Source organism: Micromonospora sp. NPDC051924 (assembly GCF_055586005.1).
Genome location: NZ_JBVJJA010000048.1, coordinates 19,236 through 44,100 on the forward strand (window position 1 = coordinate 19,236; position 24,865 = coordinate 44,100).

The following is a 24,865-nucleotide window of genomic DNA, read 5'->3' on the forward strand; positions in this document are numbered from 1 at the left end:
CAACGAGCGTCCAGAGGTGTCCGTCACGCCGGATACGAACGCGTTTCGGCTGCCTTCACCGCCGCCCAGACGGGCTGGCCGGGGCGCAGCCCCAGATGGGCGGCCGCGGCAGGGGTGACGTCGGCGGCGACGGGGACCGGCCCGTCGAGCTGCACGCGCAGGTTGTCGCCGTGCCGCTGCACGCCGGTCACGGTGGCCGGCCAGACGTTGCGCGGGCTGCCGTCGGGGCGGGTCGGGTGCAGCGCGACGGCGGCTGGCGGGAAGGCGACGAAGGCCTCCCCGTGCACGGTGTCCGCCGTGGTGAGGGTGAGCCCGCCGACGGTGACGGCATGCCCGTCGGCGCGCCCCCGGTGCAGGTTGAGGCCGACCAGCCGGGCCACGTAGTCGGTGCGCGGCCGGGCGGTGACGGTGGCCGCGTCACCCTCCTGGACCACCCGGCCGTGCTCGACGATGACCAGCCGGTCGGCGAGCACCAGGGCGTCCAGCGGGTCGTGGGTGACCAGCAGGGTGGCGCCGGCGTGTTCGGCCAGGTGCCGCTGGAGTTCGGCGCGGGTGTCCAGCCGGGTGCGGGCGTCGAGCGCGGCGAGGGGCTCGTCCAGCAGCAGCAGGGTGGGTTCGACGGCGAGGGCCCGGGCCAGGGCGACCCGCTGGGCCTGGCCGCCGGAGAGCTGCCGGGGCTTGTCCCGGGCGCGGCCGCCCAGACCCACCCGGTCCAGCCAGTCCTGCGCCCGGGCCCCGGCGGCCCGGCGGCCGGCGCCCCGCCGGCGCGGCCCGAAGGCGACATTGTCCAGCGCGCTCAGGTGCGGAAAGAGCAGGTAGTCCTGGAAGACCACACCGACCGGCCGCCGTTCCGGCGGGATCCACACCCGGCGGTCGGGGCGGTCCAGGTCCGTCCCGCCGAGGGTGAGGTGGCCGGCGGTGAGCGGGTGCAGCCCGGCCAGGGCACGCAGGGCGGTGGTCTTGCCGGCCCCGTTCGGCCCGAGCAGCGCGACCACCTCCCCGACGGCGATCCGCAGCCGGATGTCGAGGTGGAAGGCGCCCCGGTCGGCGACCAGGTGCGCGTCGAGCAGCGGCGGGGCGGTCACCGCGTACCGATCCAGCGGTCGCGCAGGCCGGCGAGGATGGCGACCGAGACGGTGAGCAGGATGAGGCTGAGCACGATCGCGGCCTGCAGGTCGCTCTCGAGGGCCAGGTAGACGGCGAGCGGCATGGTCTGGGTCCGGCCGGGATAGTTGCCGGCGAAGGTGATGGTCGCCCCGAACTCGCCTAACGCCCGGGCCCAGCAGAGCACCGCGCCCGCGGCGACGCCCGGGGCGACCAGCGGCAGGGTGACGTGGGTGAAGGTGGTCCAGCGCCCGGCACCGAGGGTGGCGGCCGCCTCCTCGTACCGCCGGTCGGCGCCGCGCAGCGCCCCTTCGACGGCGATGACCAGGAACGGCATGGCCACGAACGCCTCGGCGAGCACCACCCCGGCGGTGGTGAACGGCAGGGTCACCCCGAAGGTGGCGTCCAGCCACGAGCCGAGCAGCCCGCGCCGGCCGAAGACCAGCAGCAGCGCCACCCCGCCGACCACCGGGGGCAGCACCAGCGGCACGGTGACCAGGGCACGTACCAGCCGCCGGCCGGGGAACTCGACCCGGGCGAGCAGCCAGGCCAGGGGTACGCCGAGGGCGACGCAGAGCAGCGTGGCGAGGGTGGCGGTCTCCAACGACAGCCGCAGCGCGGTGCGCACGCCCGGCTCGGCCAGCCGCCGGGGCAGGGTGGTCCACGGCGCGCGGACGAGCAGTCCGAGCAGCGGCAGGACGAGGAAGAGCAGTCCGAGGCCGGCGGGGATCAGCAGGGCGAGCGGCACCCGCTGCCGGAGGCGTACGCTCACCGGTTCGGTGGCGCCTGGAACCCGGCGGCGGTGAGCACGGCGAGGCCCGCGTCGGAGCGGACGTAGTCGACGAAGGCCCGGGCGCCGTCCGGGTTGCCGGCGTGCTTCAGCACCACGATCGGGTAGTCGTTGACCGCCCGCGCGGATTCGGAAAACTCGACGGCGTCCAGCTCGCCGGCGGCGGCCCGGACGTCGGTGCGGTAGACCAGGGCGGCGTCGACCTCGCCGAGCCTCACCTTGGCCAGCGCGCCCTTGACGTCCTGTTCCAGGGTGGCCGGGGTGAGCCGGATGCCGGCCGCGGCGAGGGCCGTCTTCGCCGCGGCCCCGCACGGGACCTGCTCGGCGCAGAGGGCCACCTTCACCCCGGGGCGGGCCAGGTCGGCGAGCGCGGCGACCTTGCCGGGGTTGCCCTTGGGCACGGCGATGACGAGCTGGTTGCGGACCAGGGTGGCCGGCGCGCCGGCGGCGTCGCCCGCGTCGGTGACGGTCTTCATGGTGGCCGGCGAGGCGGCGGCGAAGACGTCGGCCGGGGCGCCCTGGGTGATCTGGGTGGCGAGCGCGGAGCTGCCGGCGAAGTTGACGGTGACGGTGGTGCCGCGGTGCGTCGCCTCGAAGTCCTTGCCCAGTTTGGTGAAGGACTCGGTGAGCGAGGCGGCCGCGAACACGGTCACCCGGCCGCCGCCGTCGCGGACGGCCGGGTCGTCGTCGGTGCCGCCGCAGCCGGTCAGGCCCAGCGCCAGCGCGGCCGCCCCGGCGAGGGCGGCGCGGATCCACCGTACGGTCACGGGCTGGTCCTTCCCTTCGAGGCGGCGGCGCGTTCGACCACGACGGTGGTCGACTTGATCACGGCGACGGCCACCGCGCCGACCTGGAGGTCGAGTTCGTCGACCGCCTCGCGGCTCATCAGCGAGACGATCCGGAACGGCCCCGCCTGGATGTCGACCTGGGCCATCACGGTGTCCTTGACGACGGCGGTGACGATGCCGCGCAGCCGGTTACGCGCGGACGACAGCTCCGGATGCCCCGGGGCGCGGACGAACGCGGCCAGATCCACCCCGTCGATCACCCGGTGGCCGTGTTCGTCGCGGGTCGCCGGCAGCCGCCCGGCGTCGATCCAGCGGCGGACCGTGTCCGCGCTGACCCCGAGCAGTTCGGCGGCCTCGCCGATCCGGAACACCGTCACCCGGCCACCCTAGCGGCCCGCAGATGCGAAGGGGAAGAGCATTATGGCCTCGCATCGACGGGTCGAACGGTGGGCCGGATGTCGCACCTGCGGTCGCGTCGCCGGCTCACCGCGCCTGTTCGGCCCGCCGCCAGGCCCGGGCGCTCAGCAGGCGCAGCCCGTTGAGGCCGACGATGACAGTCGAGCCCTCGTGGCCGGCCACGCCGAGCGGCAGCGGCAGGTGTCCGACCAGGTCCCAGGTGACCAGCACCGCGATGAAGGTCGCCGCGACGATCAGGTTGGCGACCACCAGGCGACGGGCCCGGCGGGCCAGCCCGACCAGCGCGGGGAGCGCGGCGAGGTCGTCGCGGACCAGGACCGCGTCGGCCGTGCGCAGGGCCAGGTCGGAGCCCTGGCGCCCCATGGCCACGCCGGTGTCCGCCGCGGCGAGCGCCGGGGCGTCGTTGATCCCGTCACCGACCAGCAGCACCCGCCGGCCGTCGCGCTGGTGGGCCCGCACCCGGTCCACCTTGTCCTCGGGCAGCAGGCCGGCGTGCACCTCGGCGATGCCGGTGTCGGCGGCGAGCCGGCCGGCCGCGCCGGCGTTGTCGCCGGTGAGCAGCGCGGGCCGGGTCCCGGTCAGCGCGGTGAGCGCGGTGACGGTCTCGGCCGCGCCGGGCCGCGCCCGGTCCGCCAGACCCAGGACCCCGGCCGGCGCGCCGTCCACCACCACCACGACCGCGGTACGCCCGGCCGCCTGTTCCGCGTAGACCAGCCGGGACGCGGCGGTCGAGGCGAACCCGTCGAGGAGCGCCGGGCTGCCGACCAGGACCCGCCGGCCCTCGACGGTGGCCGCGACGCCCCGGCCGGGGGTGGCGGTGAAGTCGGCGACGGGCGGCAGGGTGAGGCCGCGCTCGCCGGCGGCGGCCAGCAGCGCCCCGGCGAGCGGGTGCTCGCTCGGGTGCTCGGCGGCGGCGGCCAGCCGCAGCATCGTGTCGCCGTCCGGGCCGCCGGGCAGCGGGTGGACCTCGGCGACCCGGGGCGTGCCCTCGGTCAGCGTGCCGGTCTTGTCGAAGACCACCAGGTCGGTGTCGGCCAGCCGCTCGACCGCCACGGCGGACTTCACCAGCACGCCGTGCCGCCCCGCCAGGGCGATGGCGGACAGGAGTGGCGGCATGGTCGCCAGCACCACCGCGCAGGGCGACGCGACGATCATGAAGGTCATCGCCCGCAACAGCGTCGGTTGCAGCGCCGCCCCGAAGGCCAGCGGCACGGCGAACAGCGCCAGGGTGGCCACCACGACTCCGACCGAGTACCGCCGCTCCACCTTCTCGATGAACAACTGGGTGCGCGCCTTGGTGGCCGACGCCTCCTCGACCAGCGCGACGATCCGGGCCACCACCGACTCGGCCGCCGGCCGGTGCACCCGGGCCAGCAGGGTGCCCGCCCCGTTGACGGTGCCGGCGTAGACCTCGTCGCCCGGGTGCTTCGGCGCGGGCAGCGGTTCACCGGTGACACCGGCCTGGTCGACGTCGCTGGCCCCGTCGACCACCACCGCGTCGGCGCCGATCCGCTCACCGGGGCGGACCCGGATCACGTCGCCGACGTCCAGGTCGGCGCTGGCCACCACCTCCTCGACGCCGTCGGCCCGGACCCGGGCGGCCCGCTCCGGGGCGAGGTCGAGCAGGGCCCGGACGGAGTCGGCGGTACGGGCGGTGGCGAACGCCTCGAGGGCACCCGAGGTGGCGAAGATGACGATCAGCAGCGCCCCGTCGAGCACCTGACCGATCCCGGCGGCCCCGAGCGCGGCGACGATCATCAGCAGGTCGACGTCGAGGGTCCGCTCGCGCAGCGCCCGCAGCCCGGCGAGCGCCGGCTCCCAGCCACCGGCCGCGTAGCAGGCGAGGTAGAGCGTCCACCAGAGCGGGGCGGGCGCGTCGGCGAGCTGCGCCAGGCCACCCAGCGCGAAGAGCAGGGTGGCCGCCGCCGCCCAGCGCACCTCCGTCAGCGCCCAGAGGCGCGCCGCCAGGCTCCGGCTACGGAGGGCGGGAGCGGGGGTCGGCGCGGTACGCCGGGGATCGGTCGTCAGGGTCACGCGACGCCACATTACCTGCATCAGTTCGCAGGTATTCAAGCAGCCAGCCAACCGAGCACCGTTACGCTGGTCGGGTGCACACCTCGCTCCCGGACTTCCGGATGCCCGACGACGAGCAGGTCCACCTCGCCGCCGAGAGCTTCCGGATGCTCGCCGACCCCACCCGCATCAAGATCCTCTGGGCGCTGCTCCAGGGCGAGTCCTCGGTCGCCTGCCTGGCCGAGCTGGTCGGGGCGGCCCCCACGGCGGTGAGCCAGCACCTGGCCAAGCTGCGCCTGGCGGGGCTGGTACGCGGCCGCCGTGAAGGCACCTTCGTCTACTACTCGGCGGCCGACGTGCACGTCCGGGCGCTGCTGGACGAGGCGCTGTTCCACGCCGACCACACCGACCGCGACCTGCCCGACCACGCCCGCGGCGACCTGGCCGCACACGCCCCGACGGGCTGAGCGGCGGTCAGCCGGCCGCCGCGGCCTCGCCTACCGGGCCCGACCGCTTTGTCCGGACACCGGCGGCCGGACCGGGTTAGCCTCGGGGACACGGCCGGCGGCGGGGAGCGGGATGAGCGAGCAGACGACGCGGACGACGATGCCGGCGGCGTTCTTCGGGCACGGCAACCCGATGAACGCCCTGGAGGTCAACCGCTACACCTCGGCCTGGCGGGAGTTCGGCCGTGCGGTGCCCCGGCCCCGCGCGATCCTGGTGGTCTCCGCGCACTGGTACATCGGCGCCACCGCGGTCACCGCCATGCCGCGGCCCCGCACCATCCACGACTTCTACGGCTTCCCGCAGCCGTTGTTCGACGTCCGCTACCCCGCGCCCGGCCTGCCCGAACTGGCCGAGGAGATCAGCGACGTGGTGCACCCCACCTGGGTCGGCGCCGACCTGGACTCCTGGGGCATCGACCACGGCACCTGGTCGGTGCTCACCCACGCCTTCCCCGACGCGGACATCCCGGTGGTGCAGCTGAGCGTCAACGCGTTCAAGCCACTGGACTACCACCTCGACCTCGGTGCCCGGCTCGCCCCGCTGCGCGAGCGCGGGGTGCTCGTGGTGGCCAGCGGCAACGTGGTGCACAACCTGGGCGGAGTGGATCCGCGCCTGGCCGACGAGGGTTTCGACTGGGCCCGCCGCTTCGACGACGCCGCCCGGGAGATCGTGCTGGACGCTCCCACCGAGGCGGCCCAGCTGGACGGGCACCGCGACTACGATCTGGCCGTGCCCACCCCGGACCACTTCATCCCGCTGCTCTACCTGGCCGGGCTCGCCGGCGCCGCCGAGGGCCGGCCCGAGGTGCTGGTCGACGGGTACGCGTACGGGTCGCTGTCGATGACCGCGTACACCCTCGGGCTGCGCTGCCGGCGGGAGGCGCCGTCGGCCGGCGCGCCCGCGCTGCCGGCCGACGTCCCGGCCGACTCGGCCAACATCTGACCGGACCACAGTGGAGCTCGGCGGCGGGCCCGCTGGGCTGGCCGGGGCGGCTTCCGGAGCTGGGCCGCCGGACGGCGCGCGCCGGTACCGCCGCGCCGGTGGCTCGCCCCGCTGTACGCGGTGGCCCGCCCGCTCGCCCATCCACCGCTGCGGCTGCGCCGCGCCGTGGCCGGCCGGCCGTAGTTTTCCCCGGCGGCGCGCCGGGCAATGCACCAGGTCCGCCGGCCCGGCGGTGCGCGGTGTCGGCAGGCCGACCTGCGCCCACCGGCCGGTCCGTTAGATTGGCCTGCTCACACAGGTGTCCGAGGGGGTGTGGATGAGCGAGGCGTCGAACGTCCGATGGTCGGACGCCCTGCACCGGCTCTGGTCCGGCGCGGCGGCGGTCTCCGACCGGGCGGGCCTCGACGCCGCCGTCCTCACCGCCCTCCTCGCCCTGCCCGCGGCGGCCGCCGGCGTGGTCTGGCACGACCGCGCCGGCCGCGTCCTCGCCCGGCGCTGGCACGGGCTGGCCGAACCGCCCGCCGAACTACCGCCGCTGCTCACCGCCGACCACGGGTCGCCGGTCGACCTGGACGCGTCGGACGCCGCGTGGGGCGCGCTCGGCCCGGCGCTGGCCGCGCGGGGTGCCCGGCGGGTGCTGCTCGCCGGGTTCGACGGCGGCGCGAACGGCCACGCCGTCCTGCTCACGGCGCTCGCCGACGGGCTGGACGGCCCGGCGCCACACCGGCTGGCGCAGGTGACCGACGTCGGACGGCAGACCGTCGAGCGGCTGGCCCGGGAGCGGGCCGACGAGGACACCCGGAGCCGGGACGCGCTGCTCGCCGAGGCGTCGTTGCAGATGGACGCCGTGCTGGACGCGGCGCACACGCTGCACCGGGTGGCCCGGATGACCGTGCCGGCGATCGCCGAGGGCTGCCTGGTCTATCTGTGCGATCGCGGCCGGGCGGCGCCGCACACCGGGGTGCACGTCGACGTGCGCCGGCAGTCCGCGCTGACCGGCGACAGCCCCGCGATGGGCTGGCTGAACCGCCTCGCCGGCGAGGTGATCGCCGACGGGAAGGGGCCCGCCACGGCGCCCGTGCCGGCCACGCTGGCACCGGTGCTCGGCGCGCGTACCGCCAGCGTCCACGTGCTGCGGGCCCGGGGCCGCACGCTCGGCGCGCTGGCCTTCCTGTTCGACCGGCCCGGCGTGGAGGACGAGTCGGAGTTCCTCGCCGACCTGACCCGGCGGGCGGCGCTCGCCATCGACAACACACAGCTGTACGAGCAGCGGCGCAGCGAGGTGGTCACCCTCCAACGTCATCTGCTGCCGGCGCGGCTGCCCGACGTCGACGGCGTCGAGCTGGCCGCCGCGTACGCGGTCGGCGACCTGCGGCTGGACGTGGGCGGCGACTTCTACGACGTGCTGCCCCGGGACGGCGGCGCGGCGGCGGTGATCGGCGACGTCTGCGGCCGGGGCGCCGAGGCGGCCGCGCTCACCGGCATGGCCCGGCACACCCTCGGCACCCTCCTGCAGGAGGGGGTCTCCCCCGCCCGGGCGCTGGGCCGGCTGAACACGGCGCTGCGCCAGACCGGGTCGTGGCGGTTCGTCACCGCGGCGGTGGCGACCTTCCGTCCCGTCGCGGACGGGCTCGACGCCCAGGTGGTCTCCGCCGGCCATCCCGCGCCGGCGGTGGTCCGCCGCGCCGGCCCGCCGCTGGCCGGTCGCGGTGGCGGGGTGGTCCTCGGCGTACGCGACGAGGTGTCGCTGCGTCGCTCCCGGCTGCGCCTGGCCGCCGGGGACACGATGGTCCTGTTCACCGACGGGCTCTCCGAGGCCAGGGACGCGCTCGGCGGGATGTTCGAGGAGTCGGCGCTGACCGCCGTGCTGGAGCGGCTGCGCGCCGCCCCGGTGGAGGTGCTGGTGCACGAACTGGTCCGGGAGGCGGTGGACTTCCGGGGCAGCGGGTTGGACGACATGGCGGTGCTGGGGGTCCGCGCCCCGGGCGTCGTCCGGGGGCGGACCCGGGTGTCCGGCGACGCGCGCGGGCTCGGCGGGGCCGTCGCCGCCGAGCTGGGCGAGGACGCGGGCCGGCTCGTCGTCGCCCTCGCCGCGACGGCGCCGGCCGGCCCGGCGCACTGGGACGTCACCGTCACCGAGCTGGCCGGACGGTGCCGCGTCGAGGTGGCGGTGGAGCGGCCCGGCGGCTCGGGGCCGGGCTGGTGGTCGGACGGGCGGCGCAGCGTCGGATGGCGGGAGGAGGATGGGAATGGCTGAGGAGTTGATCCTGGTCGTGGAGGACTCCGACGAGGACGTCGAGGCGATCGAACGGGCCCTGGGCCGCGCCTTCCCGGACATCGAGCTGGAGTTCCTGCGCTCGGGCGCCGAGGTGCTCCCCCGGCTCACCGACCCGAAGGGCCGGACGCCGGACCTCGTCCTGCTCGACCTCAACATGCCCGGCGAGGGCGGGCTGGCCGTCCTGGGCCAGGTACGGACCCGCACCGAACTCGCGGGCCTGCCGATCGTGGTGTTCACCTCGTCGACCGAGCCGGCCGAGGCGGAGGCGTGCTACGCCGCCGGCGCGGACAGCTACATCTACAAGCCGATCAACTTTGCGCTCTTCCAGACCGTGCTGCGCGGCACCGTCGACTACTGGCGTTCCCGCTCGGCGGGTGGCTCCGCCGGGAACGTGCACCAGATCGTCGTCCCGCCGCCGTCGGGCTCGGTCAGCCAGACCTGACCGCCGTGGCGTTCCACGATCCGGCGGACCACCGCGAGGCCGACCCCGGACCCGCCGCCGAGGGCGCCCTGCGGGTGCAGCCGCCGGAACAGCTCGAACGCCTCGTTCCGCAGGTGGGTCGGAATACCGATGCCGTTGTCGATGACGTACACCCCCGGCACCGGATCGACGGCACCGGGTGGGACGACCGGGCCACCGCCGACGGCGACCCGCCGGGGCCGCTCGGGGCGGACGTACTTGGCGGCGTTGACCAGTAGGTTCACCAACACCTCGTCGAGGCGGTCCGGGTCGGCGTTGACCAGCACGGCGCCCGGCTCGGGCCGGCCCAGCTCCACTCCCGCCTCGACGAGCCGGGGCCCGGCCACCTCCAACGCGCGGTCGACGGCCACCCGCAGGTCGACGATCTCCCGGCGCAGCCCGGCCCGGCCCAGCCGGGAGAAGTAGAGCAGCGAGTTGAGCAGCTCGTCCATCCGGGTGGCCAGGCGCTGGATGGACCCCAGCCGCCGGGCCGTCGTGGGGTCCAGCTCGGCCCCGGTGTCCTCGACGATGAACGCCGCGTTGTTCGCGATCCCCCGCAGCGGCTCCTTCAGGTCGTGCGCGGCGGCGTGCGCGAACGACTCCAGGTCGACATTGCTGCGGCTGAGCTGGCTGTTCAGCGCGGAGACCGCGTGGGCGTGGGCGAGCGCCACCTCGACCACCGCGCGGCCCAGCTCAGCGGCCATCACCAGGTCGGTCGGCGACCAGGGCACGCTCTGCCCGCTCACCGTCGCCAGGAAGACCGCGGTCGAGCCGCGCGGGGTCAGCCGGCGACCGTTCGGGCCGAGCCGGACCGGCTGCTCCGGGTCGGTGGCCCAGCGACGCTGCGTCGCGCGCTCCCGCCGTAACCAGGCGATGCAGTCACCGGCGCCGCCCAGCGGCAGCACCAGCGCGCCGGCCAGGTCGGCCGCGTACGGGGCCAGGTCGGGCAACGTCTCGCCCACCCGGTCGCTGTGCCACAGCTCCCCGGCCTTGAGCGGGGGCAGCGCCGCCCAGAACGCGTGCAGCGCCGCGTCCCCCGGGTCGGCGCCGTGCACCACCACCCGGGCGCCGAGCCGGACCGCCACCGCGTCGCACGCCATCAGCCGGTCCAGTCCGGCGGGGCCGTCCGCCCAACCCGTCGGCAGGTCGTCGGTCATGGTCTCCAGCAGCCGGGCGATGACCGTCCGGGCACGTTCCCGGGCCGCCGTCTCGTCGCGCTCGCGCAGCGCCGCGAGGTGCAGGGAGAGGGCGACGCCGAAGAACTCGCAGGCGGCCCGGAGCTCCGGGCCGAGCGGGTTCGGGGCGCGCCCGTGGCAGGCGATCAGACCCCACAGCCGGCCGCCGGCCAGCAACGACACCGACATCGAGGAGGTCACCCCGATGTTGCGCAGGTACTCCAGATGGAACGGCGAGACCGTACGCAGCACCGAGAGCGACAGGTCCAGCGGCTCGCCGGTGCCGGGCAGCGTCTCCGGCACCAGGCGGACCGTCGGATCGTCGACGTCGGCGATCACCCGGATCCAGTTCTTCTCGTACAGCCGGCGGGCCTGCGGCGGAATGTCGGTGGCCGGGAACCACAGGCCCAGCCACGGCTCCCACTCGTCGATCACGTCCTCGGCGATCACCTCGCCCGGCCCGTCCGCCGACTCGAACCGGTACGCCACCACCCGGTCGAAGCCGGTGATCGCGCGGACCTCCCGGACCGCGGCCTCGCACGCTTCGCGGACCGTGCCGGCCTGCTGGAGCCGGATCAACGCCTGCCGGATCGGGGCGTAGAAGCCGGCGAAGGAGTGGACCGCGGCGGCGAGAGCCGGCTCGAACTCCAGCACCAGCAGGCCGTCCGACCGGTGCACGGTCAGGTCGAACCGCCGGTCGCCGACCGTGACCGGCAGCATCGCCGTCTCACCGGTGTCCGCATCGGCCAGCGCCTCGACCGCGGTCACCTGCTCACCGGCCAGGACGCGGGAGATCGGGGCGCCCAGCAGGTCGGCGACGCCGAGGGTCGGCTCGGCGTTGCCGCTGGCCACCGCGATCATGCCGCCCGACGCACCGAGCAGCGCCCCGTGGGACTGGATGCCCCCGAGCCGATGGATCGGCTCCCGGACGCAGTCGGTGAGGTCGAACGGGGTGCCCACGACCCGCTCCGCGGCCACCTCACGTTCGGACAGCCAACCCGGTCCTCGATTCGTCACCGCGCGACTGTATCCGGCGCCCGGCCCACCCGCCCGGCGACGACCTGCGGGTTCGCCCCGTTCAGTCGTGGTCGTAGACGGTGACGGGATGTCCCGCGCGCAGAGCGTGGCGGTGATCAGCGGCTCGACCCGTGACCACCGGCCTCCGGCCAGGCCACAGCCGATCCGCGGCATCTGCACCGAGGCGCCGCCCAGCCCCTCGATCTGCTCGGCGAGGGCCGCGAGGCAGCGTTCGAGGGCGTCGTAGCGGATCGGCGGCCCGGCACTGCCCGGCCGGGTGCCGCGCTGGGCCCGGCCAGCGCCGGGAGATCGCCAGCACGAAGCCCTTGCCCCAGCCGCCCAGGTCGTTGCAGACGTGCGCGACCACCTTGCGGCCCTTCGCCTGCGGGCTGGTCGCGTCGCCCTTGATGATCCGCAGCGGCGTCACGGTCGGCATTCTCCCCGGCCGGGTACGACCAACGCCGCCGGTTTATCGCGGTGCGGCCCCCACGCTCGGGCCGACGGTCGGCCCCTTGCCCTGCCACGGCCAGCGTCCGTCGAGCTCCACCTCGAGCGAGAAGCTGAGGAAGGTCCGGACCAGCACGATCAGGGCGAGCACCCCGACGCTGGTGAAGGTGGGCGAGACCGCCACGGTACGGATGATGTCCCCGCCGACCAGGAACTCCAGCCCGAGCAGGATGGCCCGGCCGACGCCCTGCCGGTACGCCCGGTAGTGGTCGACCAACTGCCGGGTGCGCCACCAGCGCAGCAGGAACACCACCGTGGCGACGCCCACGCCCAGGGCGATGACCAGCACTCCGGCCAGATCCAGCAGCGCCCCGATCCGCTGGATGATCTCCTTGGTCGGCACCCGTCACCTCCCTGCCCACGATCCCGCATTCCCGCCGCCGTTCGGGCGGTTTCGGCGGTTCCGCGAGCGGCGGCGAACGCCTGCGCAGTCGCTGCGCGCCTGCCTAGGGTGGGTACGACCGGCCCACCGGGATCTCCGGCGGTGACCAGACGGCGACGGCGATTGACGAGGAGCCCGACGTGACGGAGCCCGAGGAGCAGCAGGAGAAGAGCCGCAAGACCGACGACGTGCTCTTCTCCACGGACGGGGACCCGCATCACAGGATCGCGCAGGCCCCGCAGCCCGACGAGCACCTGGCCGCCCAGTTCCAGCACGACGGCGAGACGGAGACCGTCGGCGACGAGTGAACCCGCGGCCGGCAGCCGCTCTCCTACCGGGGCGGCGGCAGGGCCGCCAGTTCGCGGTCGTGCCACCGGCTGAGCAGGACGAGTGCGGTGATGGCGCCGATCAGGGCGAGGAACATGTCCCACTGGGTGTCCCAGACGTCGCCCTGGGTGGCCAGGAAGTCGTCCGCGGCCGAACCGCCGGCCAGGGCGGCCCACCACTCGATCAGCTCGAAGAAGGCGCTGAACGCCAGGCACGCGCAGACCACCAGCGGGCCGAGCCAGCGGCTGCCGCGCAGCGGTGAGCGGCGGACCAGGATCTCCCGGACCAGGATGGCCGGCACGAAGCCCTGGGCGAAGTGGCCGAGCCGGTCGTACGGGTTGCGGGACAGGTCGAACAGGTCCCGCACCCAATCGCCGAGCGGGGTGCGCGCGTAGCTCCAGTGGCCGCCGGCGATGAGGATCAGCGCGTGCAGCGCCAGCAGGCAGCACAGCAGCGTGGTGAGCGGGAACCGGCGCCAGGTGAGCAGCAGCACCGGCACGCCGACGATCACCCAGACCGTCTCCAGCAGCCAGGTGAGCCGGTCGTACGGCCGGAGACCGGAGACGACCAGCGCGACGAGCACGAAGCCGAGCAGCACCGGCGGGAGGACGTTGCGTACTCGGGCCACCGGTGACCGCCTGTTCCTGACTGGACGGCCGGTCCGCCGCCGGCCGGACGCCGACGATAGCAGCGGGGTCGACGATTAGGGGTGGTGCGGCGTCCCGGGGCCTCGTTACGGTCGGCCCGGGCCCGTCGGGCTCCGGGCCGGCCGGGTCACCGGCCGCGCCCCGCGCTGCACGGAAGGCTGCCACGTGGCCCTGCTGACGGCACTGTCGCACGCGCCGGACGAGCGTCCCGACGCGGTCCGGGTCGCCGGGCGGGCGCTCCCCGGCACCCGCCTGCTGGAGTGCGCGTCGGCGGTGGCCGACCGGATCCGCGGGCTGGACCGAGTGGCGGTGGCGGCGACCGCCACGCTGGAGACGGTGGTGGGGATCGTCGGGGCGCTGCTGGCGGACGTGACGGTGGTGCCGGTGCCGCCGGACGCGGGCCCGATGGAACGGGCGCACATCCTGCGGGATTCCGCCGTGGCAGCGGTGCTGGCCCCGGAGGGGGCCGACGTCGACGCGGGCGACCTGCCGGTGGTGCCGGTGTCACCACGGGACCGCTCGGCGAGCCGCCATCCGGAGCCGGCCGGCGACCGGGCGGCGTTGATCCTCTACACCAGCGGGACGACCGGGCTGCCGAAGGGCGTGCTGCTGTCCCGGCGGGCGATCGCCGCCTGCCTCGACGGTCTCGCGGACGCCTGGGCCTGGACGCCGGACGACCGGCTGGTGCACGGGCTGCCGCTGTTCCACGTGCACGGGCTGGTGCTGGGCGTGCTGGGGCCGCTGCGCCTCGGCGGCCGGCTCGACCACGTGGGGCGGCCCCGACCGGAGCGGTACGCGGCGGCCGGCGGCTCGCTGCTGTTCGGGGTGCCGACGGTCTGGTCGCGGGTCTGTGCCGACCCGTCCGCCGCCCGGGCGTTGCGTGGGGCGCGGCTGCTGGTGTCGGGGAGCGCGCCGCTGTCCGCCACGGTCTTCGACGGGCTGCACGCGCTCACCGGGCACCGGGTGGTGGAGCGGTACGGCATGACCGAGACGCTGATCACGGTGAGCGCGCGGGCGGACCGGTCCCGGCTGGCGGGCACGGTGGGCTGGCCGCTGCCCGGGGTGGAGACCCGGCTGGTCGACGAACGCCTCGGGGCGGTGCCCGCCGACGGCGTGGCGATGGGTGAGCTGCTGGTCCGCGGGCCGACGCTGTGCGACGGCTACCTGGGCCGGCCGGACGCCGACGCGGCGGTGCGGCTGGCCGGCGGCTGGTTCCGGACCGGGGACGTGGCGACGATCGACCCGGACGGGCGGCACCGGATCGTGGGGCGGGCCGCCACCGACCTGATCAAGAGCGGCGGGTTCCGGATCGGCGCCGGGGAGGTGGAGGAGGCGTTGCTGGCCCACCCCGCCGTACGCGAGGCGGCGGTGGTCGGCGTCCCGGACGACGAGCTCGGGCAGCGGGTGACGGCGTACGTGGTGGCCGACGGCGCCGCCGAGCCGGAGCTGATCGACTTCGTGGCGCGGCAGCTCGCCGTCCACAAGCGTCCCCGGCGGATCCACTTTCTGGACGCCCTGCCCCGCAACGCGCTCGGCAAGGTGCAGAAGTCCCGGTTGGGCTGAGCCGCTGCGGCGCACCGGCTCGACCGCGACCGGTCAGTCAATGGTCCAGGTGTCGCCGCTGGCGAGGAGTCCGGCGAGTTGCTGTTCGGGGGTTTCGTCGACGTTGGTTTTGGCGGTGGTCGCCTGTTTCTGCACGACGGTGTCGTAGGCGGGGCGGGTGACGTTGCGGAACACGCCGATGGGGGTGTTGCGCAGGTCGGGTCCGGGCAGGCGGGACAGGGCGAAGGCGTAGGCGGGGTCGGTGACGGTTGCGTCGTGTACCACGATGTCGTCGGCTGGGGTGGCCGTCGTGTCGCGGACTTCGAGGCCGAACCCGCCGGGTGGGTGGACGACGCAGTATTGGCCGTGGGCGCCGAATGTGATCGGTTGGCCGTGTTCCAGCCGGATGAGGTAGTCGTCCCGGGTGGCGGGTTCTTTGAGTTGGTCGAAGGCGCCGTCGTTGAAGATGTTGCAGTTCTGGTAGATCTCCACGAACGCTGAGCCTTCGTGCTGCGCGGCGGCGCGCAGCACGGACTGGAGGTGTTTGCGGTCGGAGTCGATGGTGCGGCCGACGAAGGTGGCTTCCGCGCCCAGCGCCAGGGACAGGGGGTTGAACGGGGCGTCCGCTGAGCCCACCGGGGTCGACTTGGTGATCTTGCCGATTTCTGAGGTGGGGGAGTACTGGCCCTTGGTCAGGCCGTAGATCCGGTTGTTGAACAGCAGGATCTTCAGGTTGACGTTGCGGCGCAGCGCGTGGATGAGGTGGTTGCCGCCGATGGACAGGGCGTCACCGTCGCCGGTGACCACCCAGACCGACAGGTCGGGGCGGGTCACGGACAGGCCGGTGGCGATGGCGGGGGCGCGGCCGTGGATGGAGTGCATTCCGTAGGTGTTCATGTAGTAGGGGAAGCGCGACGAGCAGCCGATCCCGGAGATGAACACGATGTTCTCCCGGGGGATGCCCAGTTCGGGCATGAACTGTTGGACGGCGGCGAGGATGGCGTAGTCGCCGCAGCCGGGGCACCAGCGCACTTCCTGGTCGGACTTGAAGTCCTTCGCGGTCAGCTTGACCGGGGTGGGGTTAGACATTCTTGACGACCTCTTCCAGCATGGTCTGCAGCTCGGCGGCGGTGAACGGCAGGCCGCGGACCTGGTTGTAGCCGATCGCGTCGACCAGGAACCGGGCGCGGATCACGTGGGCGAGCTGGCCGAGGTTCATCTCCGGGATCACCACCCGGTCGTAGGCACGCAGCACCTCACCGAGGTTGGCGGGCATCGGCGCCAGGTGCCGCAGGTGCGCCTGCGCGACCTTCAGGCCGCGTTGGCGCAGGCCGCGGCAGGCCGCCCCGATCGGCCCGTAGGTCGAGCCCCAGCCCAACACGAGGACGCGGGCGTCGCCGTCGGGGTCCTCCACCTCCACCTGCGGTACCAGGATCGTCTCGATGCGGGCGGCGCGGGTGCGGACCATGAAGTCGTGGTTGGCCGGGTCATAGGAGATGTCCCCGGTCTTGTCGGCCTTCTCCAGGCCGCCGATGCGGTGTTCCAGCCCGGGTGTGCCGGGGATCGCCCACGGCCGGGCCAAGGTCTGCGGGTCCCGCAGATACGGCAGGAACGTGGTGCCGTCCTCGGCGTTAGGGGCGGTCGCGAACTGCACCCGCAGGTCCGGCAGCGACTCCACGTCGGGGAGCAGCCAGGGTTCGGAGCCGTTGGCGACGTAGTTGTCCGACAACAGGATCACCGGCGTGCGATACGTCAACGCGATCCGGGCGGCCTCGATGGCCGCGTGGAAACAGTCCGCCGGCGACTTCGGCGCGATCACCGCCACCGGGGCCTCACCGTGTCGGCCGTACAACGCCATGTTCAGGTCGGCCTGCTCGGTCTTGGTCGGCATCCCCGTGGACGGCCCGGCCCGCTGCACATCCACGATCACCAGCGGAAGTTCGAGGGCCACGGCCAGGGAGATGGTTTCGCTCTTCAACGCGACACCCGGGCCGCTGGTGGTGGTCACACCCAGCGAGCCGCCGTAGGAAGCCCCGAGGGCGGCGCCGACCGCGGCGATCTCGTCCTCGGCCTGCACGGTGACCACACCGAACCGCTTGTGCTTGGACAACTCGTGCAGAATGTCCGACGCCGGGGTGATCGGATACGCCCCCAAGAACACCGGCAACCCCGACCGCACCCCGGCGGCCACCAGACCCAGCGACAGGGCCTGGTTGCCGGTGATGTTGCGGTAGGTGCCCGCCAGCATCTTCGCCGGCTTCACCTCGTACCGGACGGAGAAGTCCTCGGTGGTCTCCCCGAAGTTCCAGCCGGCCCGGAAGGCGGCCACGTTCGCCGCGACCAGCTCGGGACGGGCGGCGAACTTACGCTCCAGGAACCGCAACGTCGACTCGTACGGCCGCGAATACATCCACGACAACAGGCCGAGGGCGAACATGTTCTTGGCCCGCTCGGCGTCCTTCTTGGACACGTCCTGCTCGGCCAGCGCGCCGACCGTCATCGAGGTCAGCGCCACCGGGTGCACGACGTAGCCGGCGAGCGAGTCGTCGTCCAGCGGACTGACCGTGTAACCCACCTTGGCCAGGTTGCGCCGGGTGAACTCATCGGTGTTCACGATGATGTCCGCACCCCGCGGCAGATCCGTCAGGTTCGCCTTCAACGCCGCCGGGTTCATCGCCACCAGAACATTCGGCGCATCCCCCGGCGTCAAGATGTCGTAATCAGCGAAATGCACCTGGAACGACGACACCCCCGGCAGCGTCCCCGCAGGCGCCCGAATCTCCGCCGGGAAATTCGGCAACGTCGAAATATCATTCCCCAACTGCGCCGTCTCCGACGTGAACCGATCACCCGTGAGCTGCATCCCATCACCGGAATCACCAGCGAACCGGATCACCACCCGGTCCAGTCGACGGGTTCGCTTCCCATTGCTCGCGGCCAGGGTCATGACGGTCCTCCACCGGGTACGGCCGGACTTGCCGGCGTCGCGGCCGGCGCGGCGCGCCCGATCAGGGGGCGGCCACGGTGGACCGCCCCGGTCCGCGTGCTGTCCTGCCGGGCGGAGGTCCGCCTGCGCGCGAACGGGCGCCGAGGACAGCGAAGCGCGTACGCGGCGATTGGGCAACCCCTAGCTGAGCATGTGGATTTCCCTCTCGACGGCACCGGATCCGGGGTGGCCTAGGGGTTCAGCGGCGCGCGAGATCGTCGTTAGCGTGAGCCACACGCCCTCACAACTCAGCCCGCGCTGCGGAGGTCCACCATGACGGTCACACTCACCGCACCCCGCGCCGACGAGGCGGTCCGCACCGACGACCGGCACCCGGCCACCCGCCTGGGCCGGCTGCTGGACCCGGGCAGCCTGCTGCCGATGCACCCGGCCGACGACAGCGGCGTGACCGCGGTCCGGGGGCGGATCGGCGGCTTCCCGGTGGTCGCGTACTGCACCGACGCGGGCAGGATGGGCGGGGCGCTCGGCGCGGCCGGCGCGGACCACATCATCGAGGCGATCCGGCTGGCGCTGTGGAAGCACTGGCCGGTGATCGGGCTGTGGCACTCGGGTGGCGCCAAGCTGGCCGACGGTGTCGAGGCGATGGACGGCGTCGGCCGGATGTTCGCCATGATGACCAAGGCGTCCGGGCGGATCCCGCAGATCTCGGTCGTGCTCGGCCCGGCTGCGGGGGCCGCCGCGTACGGTCCGGCACTCACCGACCTGGTGATCATGTCGGACGCGGCGCGGGTCTTCGTCACCGGCCCGAACGTCGTGCAGAGCGTCACCGGCGAGCAGGTCGACATGGAGTCGCTGGGCGGCCCGTCGGTGCACGCCCGCCGGTCCGGGGTGGCGCACGTGACGGCCGGATCGGAGGCGGAGGCGTACACCCGCGCCCGCCGGATCACCGAGCTGCTCGCCCGGCCCGGTCACATCGACCTGGGCGCGGCGGCCGGCGGCCCGGACCTGCGGGCGCTGCTGCCGGAGTCCAGCCGGCGGGCGTACGACGTGCGGCCGCTGGTGCGGCACCTGCTCGACCGGGACGACGACGGGCCCACCTTCGCGGAGCTCCAGCCGGGCTGGGCCCGGAACATGGTGGTCGGGCTGGGCCGGCTCGCCGGGCGGACGGTCGGGGTGCTGGCCAACAACCCGCTGCGCAAGGGCGGCTGCCTCGACTCGCAGAGCGCCGAGAAGGCGGCCCGGTTCGTGCGGATGTGCAACGCGCTCGGCGTACCCCTGCTGGTGCTGGTCGACGTCCCCGGCTATCTGCCCGGGGTCGGGCAGGAGTGGGAGGGGGTGGTCCGGCGCGGCGCCAAACTGCTGCACGCCTTCGCCGAGGCCGAGGTCGCCCGGATCACGCTGATCACCCGCAAGTCCTACGGCGGGGCGTACATCGCGATGAACTCCCGCTCGCTCGGGGCGACCCGGGTCTTCGCGTGGCCGGAGGCGCAGGTGGCGGTGATGGGCGCGGAGGCCGCGGTGGGGGTGCTGCACCGGCGGGAGCTGGCGGCGGCGCCGCCGGAGGAGGTGGACGCGCTGCGCGCCCGCCTGGTGGAGGAGCACCGCCGGGAGTCCGGCGGGGTGCGCCGGGGACTCGCGCTCGGCGTGATCGACGAGGTGATCGACCCGGCGGACACCCGCCGGCGGCTGGCCGAGGCGTTCGCCGCCGCCCGGCACCGTCGCGGCCGGCACGGCAACATCCCCCTCTAACACCCCTTTCCGGGTACGCACACCGCCGCCCCGCGTCGCCCGGCGACGCGGGGCGGACCGGTCAGCGGCGGACGGGGGTGAGCACCTCGGTCACCACCCCGAGGACGTCCTCGGGCCGCTCGGTGAGATAGAAGTGGCCGCCCGGAAAGTAGCGGACGTCGGTAGGGCCGGTGGTGTGCGCCCGCCACGCCTCCGCCTCGTCCGGGGTGACCAGCGGGTCGGCGGTGCCGACCAGGACCGTCAGTGGGCAGCGGAGGCGGGTGTCGGGGCGCGCCCGGTAGGTCTCGATGGCCCGGTAGTCGGACCGGAGCGCCGGCAGGATCATGCGCAGCAGCTCCTGGTCGGCCAGCAGCCGGTCGTCGGTGGCGCTGTGCCGCCGCAGCTCGGCGACGATCGCGTCGTCACCCCGCCGGTGCAGGTCCTCGACGCGTACCCGGGCGGGCGCCCGCCGCCCGGAGGCGAACAGATGCAGCACCGACCGGCCCCGGTCACGCTCGAGCCGGTGGGCCACCTCGAAGGCGACGGTCGCCCCCATGCTGTGTCCGAAGAAGGCGGTCGGGCGGCCGTCGTCGAGCGGCAGCACCTCGGCGATCCGGTCGGCCAGTTCGTGGATGCAGTCCACCGCCGCCTCGCGGCGCCGTTCCTGGCGGCCCGGATACTGCACGGCCAGCACCTCGAGACGCGGTGCGAGCGCCCGGGAGACCGGGAAGTAGAAGCTGGCCGATCCGCCGGCGTGCGGGAAGCAGACCAGCCGCACCGCGTCCGGGCCCGCATCATGGTAGCGGCGGGTCCAGACGTCCTGGGAAAAAGCCGTCGTCACCTGCATTCACCGTCCTGGGAAATGAGGGCCGGCGCGTCCGGCCGGGCCGGGAACGGCGGCTGGCGTGGCGCGCGCGATACCGCCTCGGGTGATTGTATTTGCCGCCGCATGCGTCACCGGCCGCCGGCGCCCCTATTTTCGCAGGCCCCACCGGAGGATAGGGGTGCATTACGGGTGCACAATCGCAGATCCGCCAGCGATGATGAAAGCAGTCAATTCGCAAACATATCCCGCAGGATGGGGGCAGCGATGACCAGTTCGCCCGAAAACGTCGTCGAAAACATGGTCGAGGCGATTCTCGTCGGCGGACCGAGCGACCTGCCGGCAACCGTCCGCAGCCAGCGGCTGCCATCCGACGGACAGAAGGTGAAGATTCACCACCGGGGCGGCTACGAGCACTTCGAGCGGGAGCCGGCCGGCGTAGCGTCGTCCCCGGATCCGGTGGTCTTCCGGTGGACCACGCGGACCCGGGTGGCGGAGTGACATTCACCGTCCAAATGCGACAGAAGGCGCGGATCTCGACAACGGTCCATTTCCTCGCCTGTCGGGCTCGGTGTCGCTAGCCGGGAACCACCTGTTTTGGCCACTCAACGAACTTGCCCGGTCACTCAGCGCCAGGATTGCGGTACCATCTTGGCGCGATACGGGTTCTTCTTCCTGTTTCGCAACGGTGGAGCACGCCTTCCCGGAACTGCCGTCAGCCTGGCCTCGCATAACAGTGATCTGTGCGCGTTCTGGCAGCGGATGACAGGAGACTCCCCGTTGGGAGACCGATTATTGCGGGGGGCGACGGTGAAAGACGGCATCCGGCAAGCCATTGACGCAATCCGGGATCGGTACGAGGAGCCACTGAGCCTCGACGACCTGGCCCGGTCCGCGATGATAAGCAAATTCCACTTTCTGCGGACCTTCCGCCGGGTCACCGGCGTGACACCGGGCCGGTTCCTCTCCGCCGTACGCATCAGCGAGGCGAAGCATCTGCTCTCCACCACCACGCTGAGCGTGGCCGAGATCAGCGTCCAGGTCGGCTACGGCAGCCTCGGCACCTTCACCCGCCGGTTCACCGAGTGCGTCGGCCTCTCCCCCACCGCCTACCGTCGCGTGGCCCAGGGTGAGCCGCTCCCCGAGGACGGCGAGCCGCGATCGCCGCGGGACCGTCCGGCCGGCATCCTCTCCGGCACCATCCGGGCGGTGCCGCGGGCCGATTCCCCGGTCCTGGTGGGCGTCTTCGACAGCCCCGTCCCCCGGGGGCGTCCGGTCATCTCCGAGCTGGTCCAGGAGCCGGGGCCGTACCGGCTGGACCCGGTGCCGGTCGGCCGGTGGTACCTGCTCGCGGCCGCGATCGGGCCGGCGACGGACGACCGACACCCGCCGTCGCTGTTGGTTGCCATGTCGGACGAGCTTCGGGTCTGTGCCGGGCGGCAGCTGCGGGTCGACCTGACCATCCGGCCGCCGGACTGGCGATACCCGCCGTTGCTGTCGGTGCTGCCCGGCATCGAGCGGCTCCGCGTGACGGTCTGACGAGTGGTCCGCCCCCGGGCGGGCCGGAGGTGCGGCCCGCCCCGGGGCGGTGAGGAGGTCAGCGCCGGTCGCAGCGGGCGGTGCCCACCGGGAAGAGCTGGTCCGGAGTGGACTCCATCGCCATGGAGACGTCGTTGTAGAGCTTGTCGGGCGCCGGCGAGTACAGGTCGTCCCGGCCGATGTGGCGGAACCCGTTGAACAGGTAGGTGCCGGTGAAGACGGCGTGCCCGGTGGTGACCTGCGGGGCGCTGCCGGTGCCCTGCCCCTCCGCGTCGTCGAAGTAGTAGGTGGTGAACTGCTGCGCCGCCGGGTCCCAGCCGTAGACCTGCCGGGCGACGACCCGCTGCGGGTTCGAGGTGCTGGGCAGTTGGAGCGAGCGCAGCTCGTACCAGTGGCCGCCGAGAATGGACCGCACCGAGAGATAGGTGGTGTTGGTCATCGCCGGCTGGCCGTGCATCTGCGTGGTGACCAGGCACTTCCAGTCGCCGAGCAGGAAGTCGAGCTGGCTCATCTGGGCGGGCGCGGCGGTGGCGGAGCGGTTGACCGCGGCCAGGTCGTCGCCGAGCGCCGGGAAACTCTCCGGCGCGGCGTTGCCGGGCGGCGCCGAGCCGAGGGCCAGGGCACCGAGCACCGCCGTCGCGCCGAGCGCCAGCCCGCGGCGCAGCCGCGACCCGGCGCCGGCGCGTACCGCCGTTTTCCGAGAATTCATTCTTCCTCCCGATCGGTGGGGAACGGACGCCGGCGCCGTCGCAATTCCGGACCGTGCGGGAACGTACGGCCGGGAACGCCGGCGACGTCCGTTCGCCACGATCGGGGGTGAGCAACGGGGAGATTCGGCCGGCACGAAAATGTGTCGAACGGGAACGTAATGGGAGCCGATCCGGCGAGTCAAGCCGCCCGGCGACGGATGGCCGACACCCCTTGCGAATCCGGGAACGGGCTGCGGGTACGGTCGCGCGAAATGCCTGCGGAACAGGGGTGAGCAGGGGTTGTGCACCGGCGTCGCGGGGTCGAAGTAGGGGCGCTAGGGGCTATCCGGGCTGATTGCCGCTACCTATCCTTGTCGACTGGACAGAGAATTGTCGGCGCCGACCTCCGTCATTGTCGAGACAGTCCGGTTCCGTCGCTGTCCCTCACAAATGTGGAAATGCGTATCCGGGATGGCGTGCCACTGTCGCCGACCCTCCACCACACAAGGAACGGAAGATGAGGGAAGGCACATGACCCGACCTGACACCGCGCCTGGAGAGGGATGTGGTCGGCCGTACCCGGTGGCGGTGGTGGGGCTGGCGTGCCGGCTGCCCGGCGCGGCGGAGCCGGGGGCCTTCTGGCGGCTGTTGCGCGCCGGGGCCAGCGCGGCCGGCGAGGTGCCCGCGGACCGGTGGGGTGCCGACGGGACGGTGCGGCACGGGGCCTTCCTCGACGACGTCGGTGGCTTCGACGCCGACTTCTTCGGTGTCTCGCCGCGCGAGGCGGCCGCGATGGATCCGCAGCAACGGTTGATGCTGGAGCTGGCCTGGGAGGCGGTCGAGGACGGCGGGACCACGCCGACCGCGCTGGCCGGCACCGCGACCGGCGTGTTCGTGGGCGCGATCTGGGACGACTACGCCCACCTCACGTACCGGGACGGCGCGGAGCGGATCACCCCGCACACCGTGACCGGCCTGCACCGCAGCATCCTCGCCAACCGGATCTCCTACCTGTTCGACCTGCGCGGGCCGAGCCTGGCGGTGGACACCGGGCAGTCGTCCTCGCTGGTCGCCGTCCACCTGGCGTGCGAAAGCCTGCGCTCCGGCGAGTCCACGGTGGCCCTGGCCGGCGGCGTGAACCTCAACCTGCTGCGGGAGAGCGCGGTCGGCGCCGAGCGGTTCGGCGGTCTCTCCCCCGACGGCCGGTGTTTCACCTTCGACGCGCGGGCGAACGGCTACGTGCGGGGCGAGGGCGGGGCGCTGGTGCTGCTCAAGCCCCTGGCGGACGCGGTCGCCGCCGGGGATCGCGTCTACTGCGTGATCGACGGCTCGGCGGTGGGCAACGACGGGGCGACGGAGGGGCTGACCGTGCCCGGCCGCGAGGGTCAGCAGCAGGTGCTCGCCGCGGCGTACCGCCGGGCCGGGGTGGACCCGACCGAGGTGCAGTACGTGGAGCTGCACGGCACCGGCACGCGGGTCGGCGACCCGGTGGAGGCGGCCGCGCTCGGCGCCGTCGTCGGCCGGGGACGGGGCGGGATCGGCCCGGTGCGGGTGGGTTCGGCCAAGACCAACGTGGGGCACCTGGAGGCCGCCGCCGGCATCGTCGGCCTGGTCAAGCTGGCGCTCTGCGTACGGCACCGGGAGCTGCCGCCCAGCCTGAACTTCGTCACCGCCCACCCGGACATCCCGCTGGACGACCTGGGCCTGACGGTGCAGCGGGAGCTGACCGGCTGGCCCCGGCCGGGCCGGCCGCTGCGCGGTGGGGTGTCGTCGTTCGGCATGGGCGGGACGACCTGCCACGTGGTGGTCCGCGACGCCCCGGTGGACACCGCCGGGGCGGCCGGGGACGGGTGGGTGTCATGGGTGCTGTCCGCGCGGACCGAGCCGGCGCTGCGCGCGTACGCCCGGCGGCTGGGGACGTGGCTGACCGCGCAGGCGGACGTGGCGCCGGCGGCGGTCGGGGACGCGCTCGCCCGGCGCACCCGGTTCCCGTACCGGGCGGTGGTCACCGCAGCCGGCCGCGACGAGTTCGTCGCCGCGCTCGGCGCGCTCGCCGACGGGCGGCCGCATCCGCTCGCCGCCACCGGGGCCGCGACCGACGTCCGGCGCACCGCCTTCTGTTTCACCGGTCAGGGCAGCCAGTACCCGGGCATGGGCGCCGACCTCTACACCACCAACCCCGTCTACCGGGACACCTTCGACCAGACCTGCGAGGCGTTGAACGCGCACCTGGACCACCGGCT

Annotated in this window: 22 protein-coding genes; 10 read left to right on the top strand and 12 right to left on the bottom strand. The window is 73.8% G+C overall.

The window, feature by feature from the left end:
- Positions 1-23: 23 nt before the first annotated feature.
- The 5 genes from ACZ6S5_RS28830 to ACZ6S5_RS28850 all read right to left on the bottom strand — a co-directional run bounded on the left by ACZ6S5_RS28830 (position 24) and on the right by ACZ6S5_RS28850 (position 5,133).
- A complete protein-coding gene (locus ACZ6S5_RS28830) occupies positions 24-1,100 on the bottom strand; it encodes an ABC transporter ATP-binding protein (protein WP_466005384.1) in 1,077 nt (358 codons plus the stop codon).
- Positions 1,082-1,876, bottom strand: a complete 795-nt coding sequence (locus ACZ6S5_RS28835; RefSeq protein ID WP_466005363.1) for an ABC transporter permease — start codon at positions 1,874-1,876, stop codon at positions 1,082-1,084. The genes ACZ6S5_RS28830 and ACZ6S5_RS28835 overlap by 19 nt, the downstream gene beginning before the upstream one ends.
- Positions 1,873-2,661, bottom strand: coding sequence for a molybdate ABC transporter substrate-binding protein (modA, locus tag ACZ6S5_RS28840; protein WP_466005364.1), 789 nt, complete (start codon positions 2,659-2,661; stop codon positions 1,873-1,875). Before modA ends, ACZ6S5_RS28835 begins: the two co-directional genes overlap by 4 nt.
- On the bottom strand, positions 2,658-3,059 hold the full coding sequence (locus ACZ6S5_RS28845) for a TOBE domain-containing protein (protein ID WP_466005365.1): 402 nt from the start codon (positions 3,057-3,059) through the stop codon (positions 2,658-2,660). Before ACZ6S5_RS28845 ends, modA begins: the two co-directional genes overlap by 4 nt.
- 106 nt (positions 3,060-3,165) lie before the next feature.
- Entirely contained in the window at positions 3,166-5,133 is a 1,968-nt protein-coding gene (locus ACZ6S5_RS28850) for a heavy metal translocating P-type ATPase (protein WP_466005366.1), read from the bottom strand.
- Positions 5,134-5,207: 74 nt separating this feature from the next.
- On the opposite strand from ACZ6S5_RS28850, the gene ACZ6S5_RS28855 reads away from it, so the two are divergent.
- The 4 genes from ACZ6S5_RS28855 to ACZ6S5_RS28870 all read left to right on the top strand — a co-directional run bounded on the left by ACZ6S5_RS28855 (position 5,208) and on the right by ACZ6S5_RS28870 (position 9,281).
- A complete protein-coding gene (locus ACZ6S5_RS28855) occupies positions 5,208-5,579 on the top strand; it encodes an ArsR/SmtB family transcription factor (RefSeq protein WP_466005367.1) in 372 nt (123 codons plus the stop codon).
- 112 nt (positions 5,580-5,691) lie between these two features.
- Positions 5,692-6,561 (top strand): 4,5-DOPA-extradiol-dioxygenase, encoded by an 870-nt coding sequence (gene ygiD / locus ACZ6S5_RS28860; protein ID WP_466005368.1) that lies wholly within the window; start codon positions 5,692-5,694, stop codon positions 6,559-6,561.
- Positions 6,562-6,877: 316 nt separating this feature from the next.
- Complete coding sequence (locus ACZ6S5_RS28865) at positions 6,878-8,818, top strand: PP2C family protein-serine/threonine phosphatase (protein WP_466005369.1); 1,941 nt, start codon at positions 6,878-6,880, stop codon at positions 8,816-8,818.
- Complete coding sequence (locus ACZ6S5_RS28870) at positions 8,811-9,281, top strand: response regulator (RefSeq protein WP_466005370.1); 471 nt, start codon at positions 8,811-8,813, stop codon at positions 9,279-9,281. Before ACZ6S5_RS28865 ends, ACZ6S5_RS28870 begins: the two co-directional genes overlap by 8 nt.
- On the opposite strand, the gene ACZ6S5_RS28875 is transcribed toward ACZ6S5_RS28870, so the two are convergent.
- Both ACZ6S5_RS28875 and ACZ6S5_RS28880 read right to left on the bottom strand, forming a co-directional pair.
- Complete coding sequence (locus tag ACZ6S5_RS28875; RefSeq protein WP_466005371.1) at positions 9,191-11,491, bottom strand: ATP-binding protein; 2,301 nt, start codon at positions 11,489-11,491, stop codon at positions 9,191-9,193. The genes ACZ6S5_RS28870 and ACZ6S5_RS28875 overlap by 91 nt on opposite strands.
- A 469-nt stretch (positions 11,492-11,960) precedes the next feature.
- Positions 11,961-12,341 (bottom strand): DUF1622 domain-containing protein, encoded by a 381-nt coding sequence (locus ACZ6S5_RS28880; protein WP_466005372.1) that lies wholly within the window; start codon positions 12,339-12,341, stop codon positions 11,961-11,963.
- Positions 12,342-12,520: 179 nt separating this feature from the next.
- Between ACZ6S5_RS28880 and ACZ6S5_RS28885 the strand changes: the two genes are divergently transcribed.
- The gene (locus tag ACZ6S5_RS28885; protein ID WP_466005373.1) at positions 12,521-12,688 is read left to right on the top strand and encodes a hypothetical protein; all 168 of its coding nucleotides are present in this window, start codon (positions 12,521-12,523) and stop codon (positions 12,686-12,688) included.
- Between the two features lie 23 nt (positions 12,689-12,711).
- Here ACZ6S5_RS28885 and ACZ6S5_RS28890 read toward each other — a convergent pair whose 3' ends face one another.
- On the bottom strand, positions 12,712-13,335 hold the full coding sequence (locus ACZ6S5_RS28890; protein WP_466005374.1) for a DUF2238 domain-containing protein: 624 nt from the start codon (positions 13,333-13,335) through the stop codon (positions 12,712-12,714).
- Positions 13,336-13,519: 184 nt separating this feature from the next.
- Between ACZ6S5_RS28890 and ACZ6S5_RS28895 the strand changes: the two genes are divergently transcribed.
- On the top strand, positions 13,520-14,917 hold the full coding sequence (locus ACZ6S5_RS28895) for an acyl-CoA synthetase (RefSeq protein WP_466005375.1): 1,398 nt from the start codon (positions 13,520-13,522) through the stop codon (positions 14,915-14,917).
- Between the two features lie 33 nt (positions 14,918-14,950).
- On the opposite strand, the gene ACZ6S5_RS28900 is transcribed toward ACZ6S5_RS28895, so the two are convergent.
- Both ACZ6S5_RS28900 and ACZ6S5_RS28905 read right to left on the bottom strand, forming a co-directional pair.
- Positions 14,951-15,985: a 2-oxoacid:ferredoxin oxidoreductase subunit beta gene (locus ACZ6S5_RS28900; RefSeq protein WP_466005376.1), complete on the bottom strand. Its 1,035-nt coding sequence runs from the start codon at positions 15,983-15,985 to the stop codon at positions 14,951-14,953.
- The gene (locus ACZ6S5_RS28905; protein ID WP_466005377.1) at positions 15,978-17,843 is read right to left on the bottom strand and encodes a 2-oxoacid:acceptor oxidoreductase subunit alpha; all 1,866 of its coding nucleotides are present in this window, start codon (positions 17,841-17,843) and stop codon (positions 15,978-15,980) included. The genes ACZ6S5_RS28900 and ACZ6S5_RS28905 overlap by 8 nt, the downstream gene beginning before the upstream one ends.
- A gap of 312 nt (positions 17,844-18,155) precedes the next feature.
- Between ACZ6S5_RS28905 and ACZ6S5_RS28910 the strand changes: the two genes are divergently transcribed.
- Positions 18,156-19,592, top strand: coding sequence for an acyl-CoA carboxylase subunit beta (locus tag ACZ6S5_RS28910; protein ID WP_466005378.1), 1,437 nt, complete (start codon positions 18,156-18,158; stop codon positions 19,590-19,592).
- A 61-nt stretch (positions 19,593-19,653) separates the two neighbouring features.
- On the opposite strand, the gene ACZ6S5_RS28915 is transcribed toward ACZ6S5_RS28910, so the two are convergent.
- Positions 19,654-20,418 (bottom strand): thioesterase II family protein, encoded by a 765-nt coding sequence (locus tag ACZ6S5_RS28915; RefSeq protein WP_466005379.1) that lies wholly within the window; start codon positions 20,416-20,418, stop codon positions 19,654-19,656.
- 243 nt (positions 20,419-20,661) lie between these two features.
- On the opposite strand from ACZ6S5_RS28915, the gene ACZ6S5_RS28920 reads away from it, so the two are divergent.
- Positions 20,662-20,895: a DUF5988 family protein gene (locus tag ACZ6S5_RS28920; protein WP_466005380.1), complete on the top strand. Its 234-nt coding sequence runs from the start codon at positions 20,662-20,664 to the stop codon at positions 20,893-20,895.
- Positions 20,896-21,156: 261 nt separating this feature from the next.
- Positions 21,157-21,933: a helix-turn-helix domain-containing protein gene (locus tag ACZ6S5_RS28925; protein ID WP_466005385.1), complete on the top strand. Its 777-nt coding sequence runs from the start codon at positions 21,157-21,159 to the stop codon at positions 21,931-21,933.
- 58 nt (positions 21,934-21,991) lie between these two features.
- Here ACZ6S5_RS28925 and ACZ6S5_RS28930 read toward each other — a convergent pair whose 3' ends face one another.
- Positions 21,992-22,642, bottom strand: coding sequence for a DUF1579 family protein (locus tag ACZ6S5_RS28930; RefSeq protein ID WP_466005381.1), 651 nt, complete (start codon positions 22,640-22,642; stop codon positions 21,992-21,994).
- Positions 22,643-23,153: 511 nt separating this feature from the next.
- Between ACZ6S5_RS28930 and ACZ6S5_RS28935 the strand changes: the two genes are divergently transcribed.
- Positions 23,154-24,865 (top strand): type I polyketide synthase (locus ACZ6S5_RS28935; protein WP_466005382.1); only part of this gene is annotated, 1,712 nt, incomplete at its 3' end.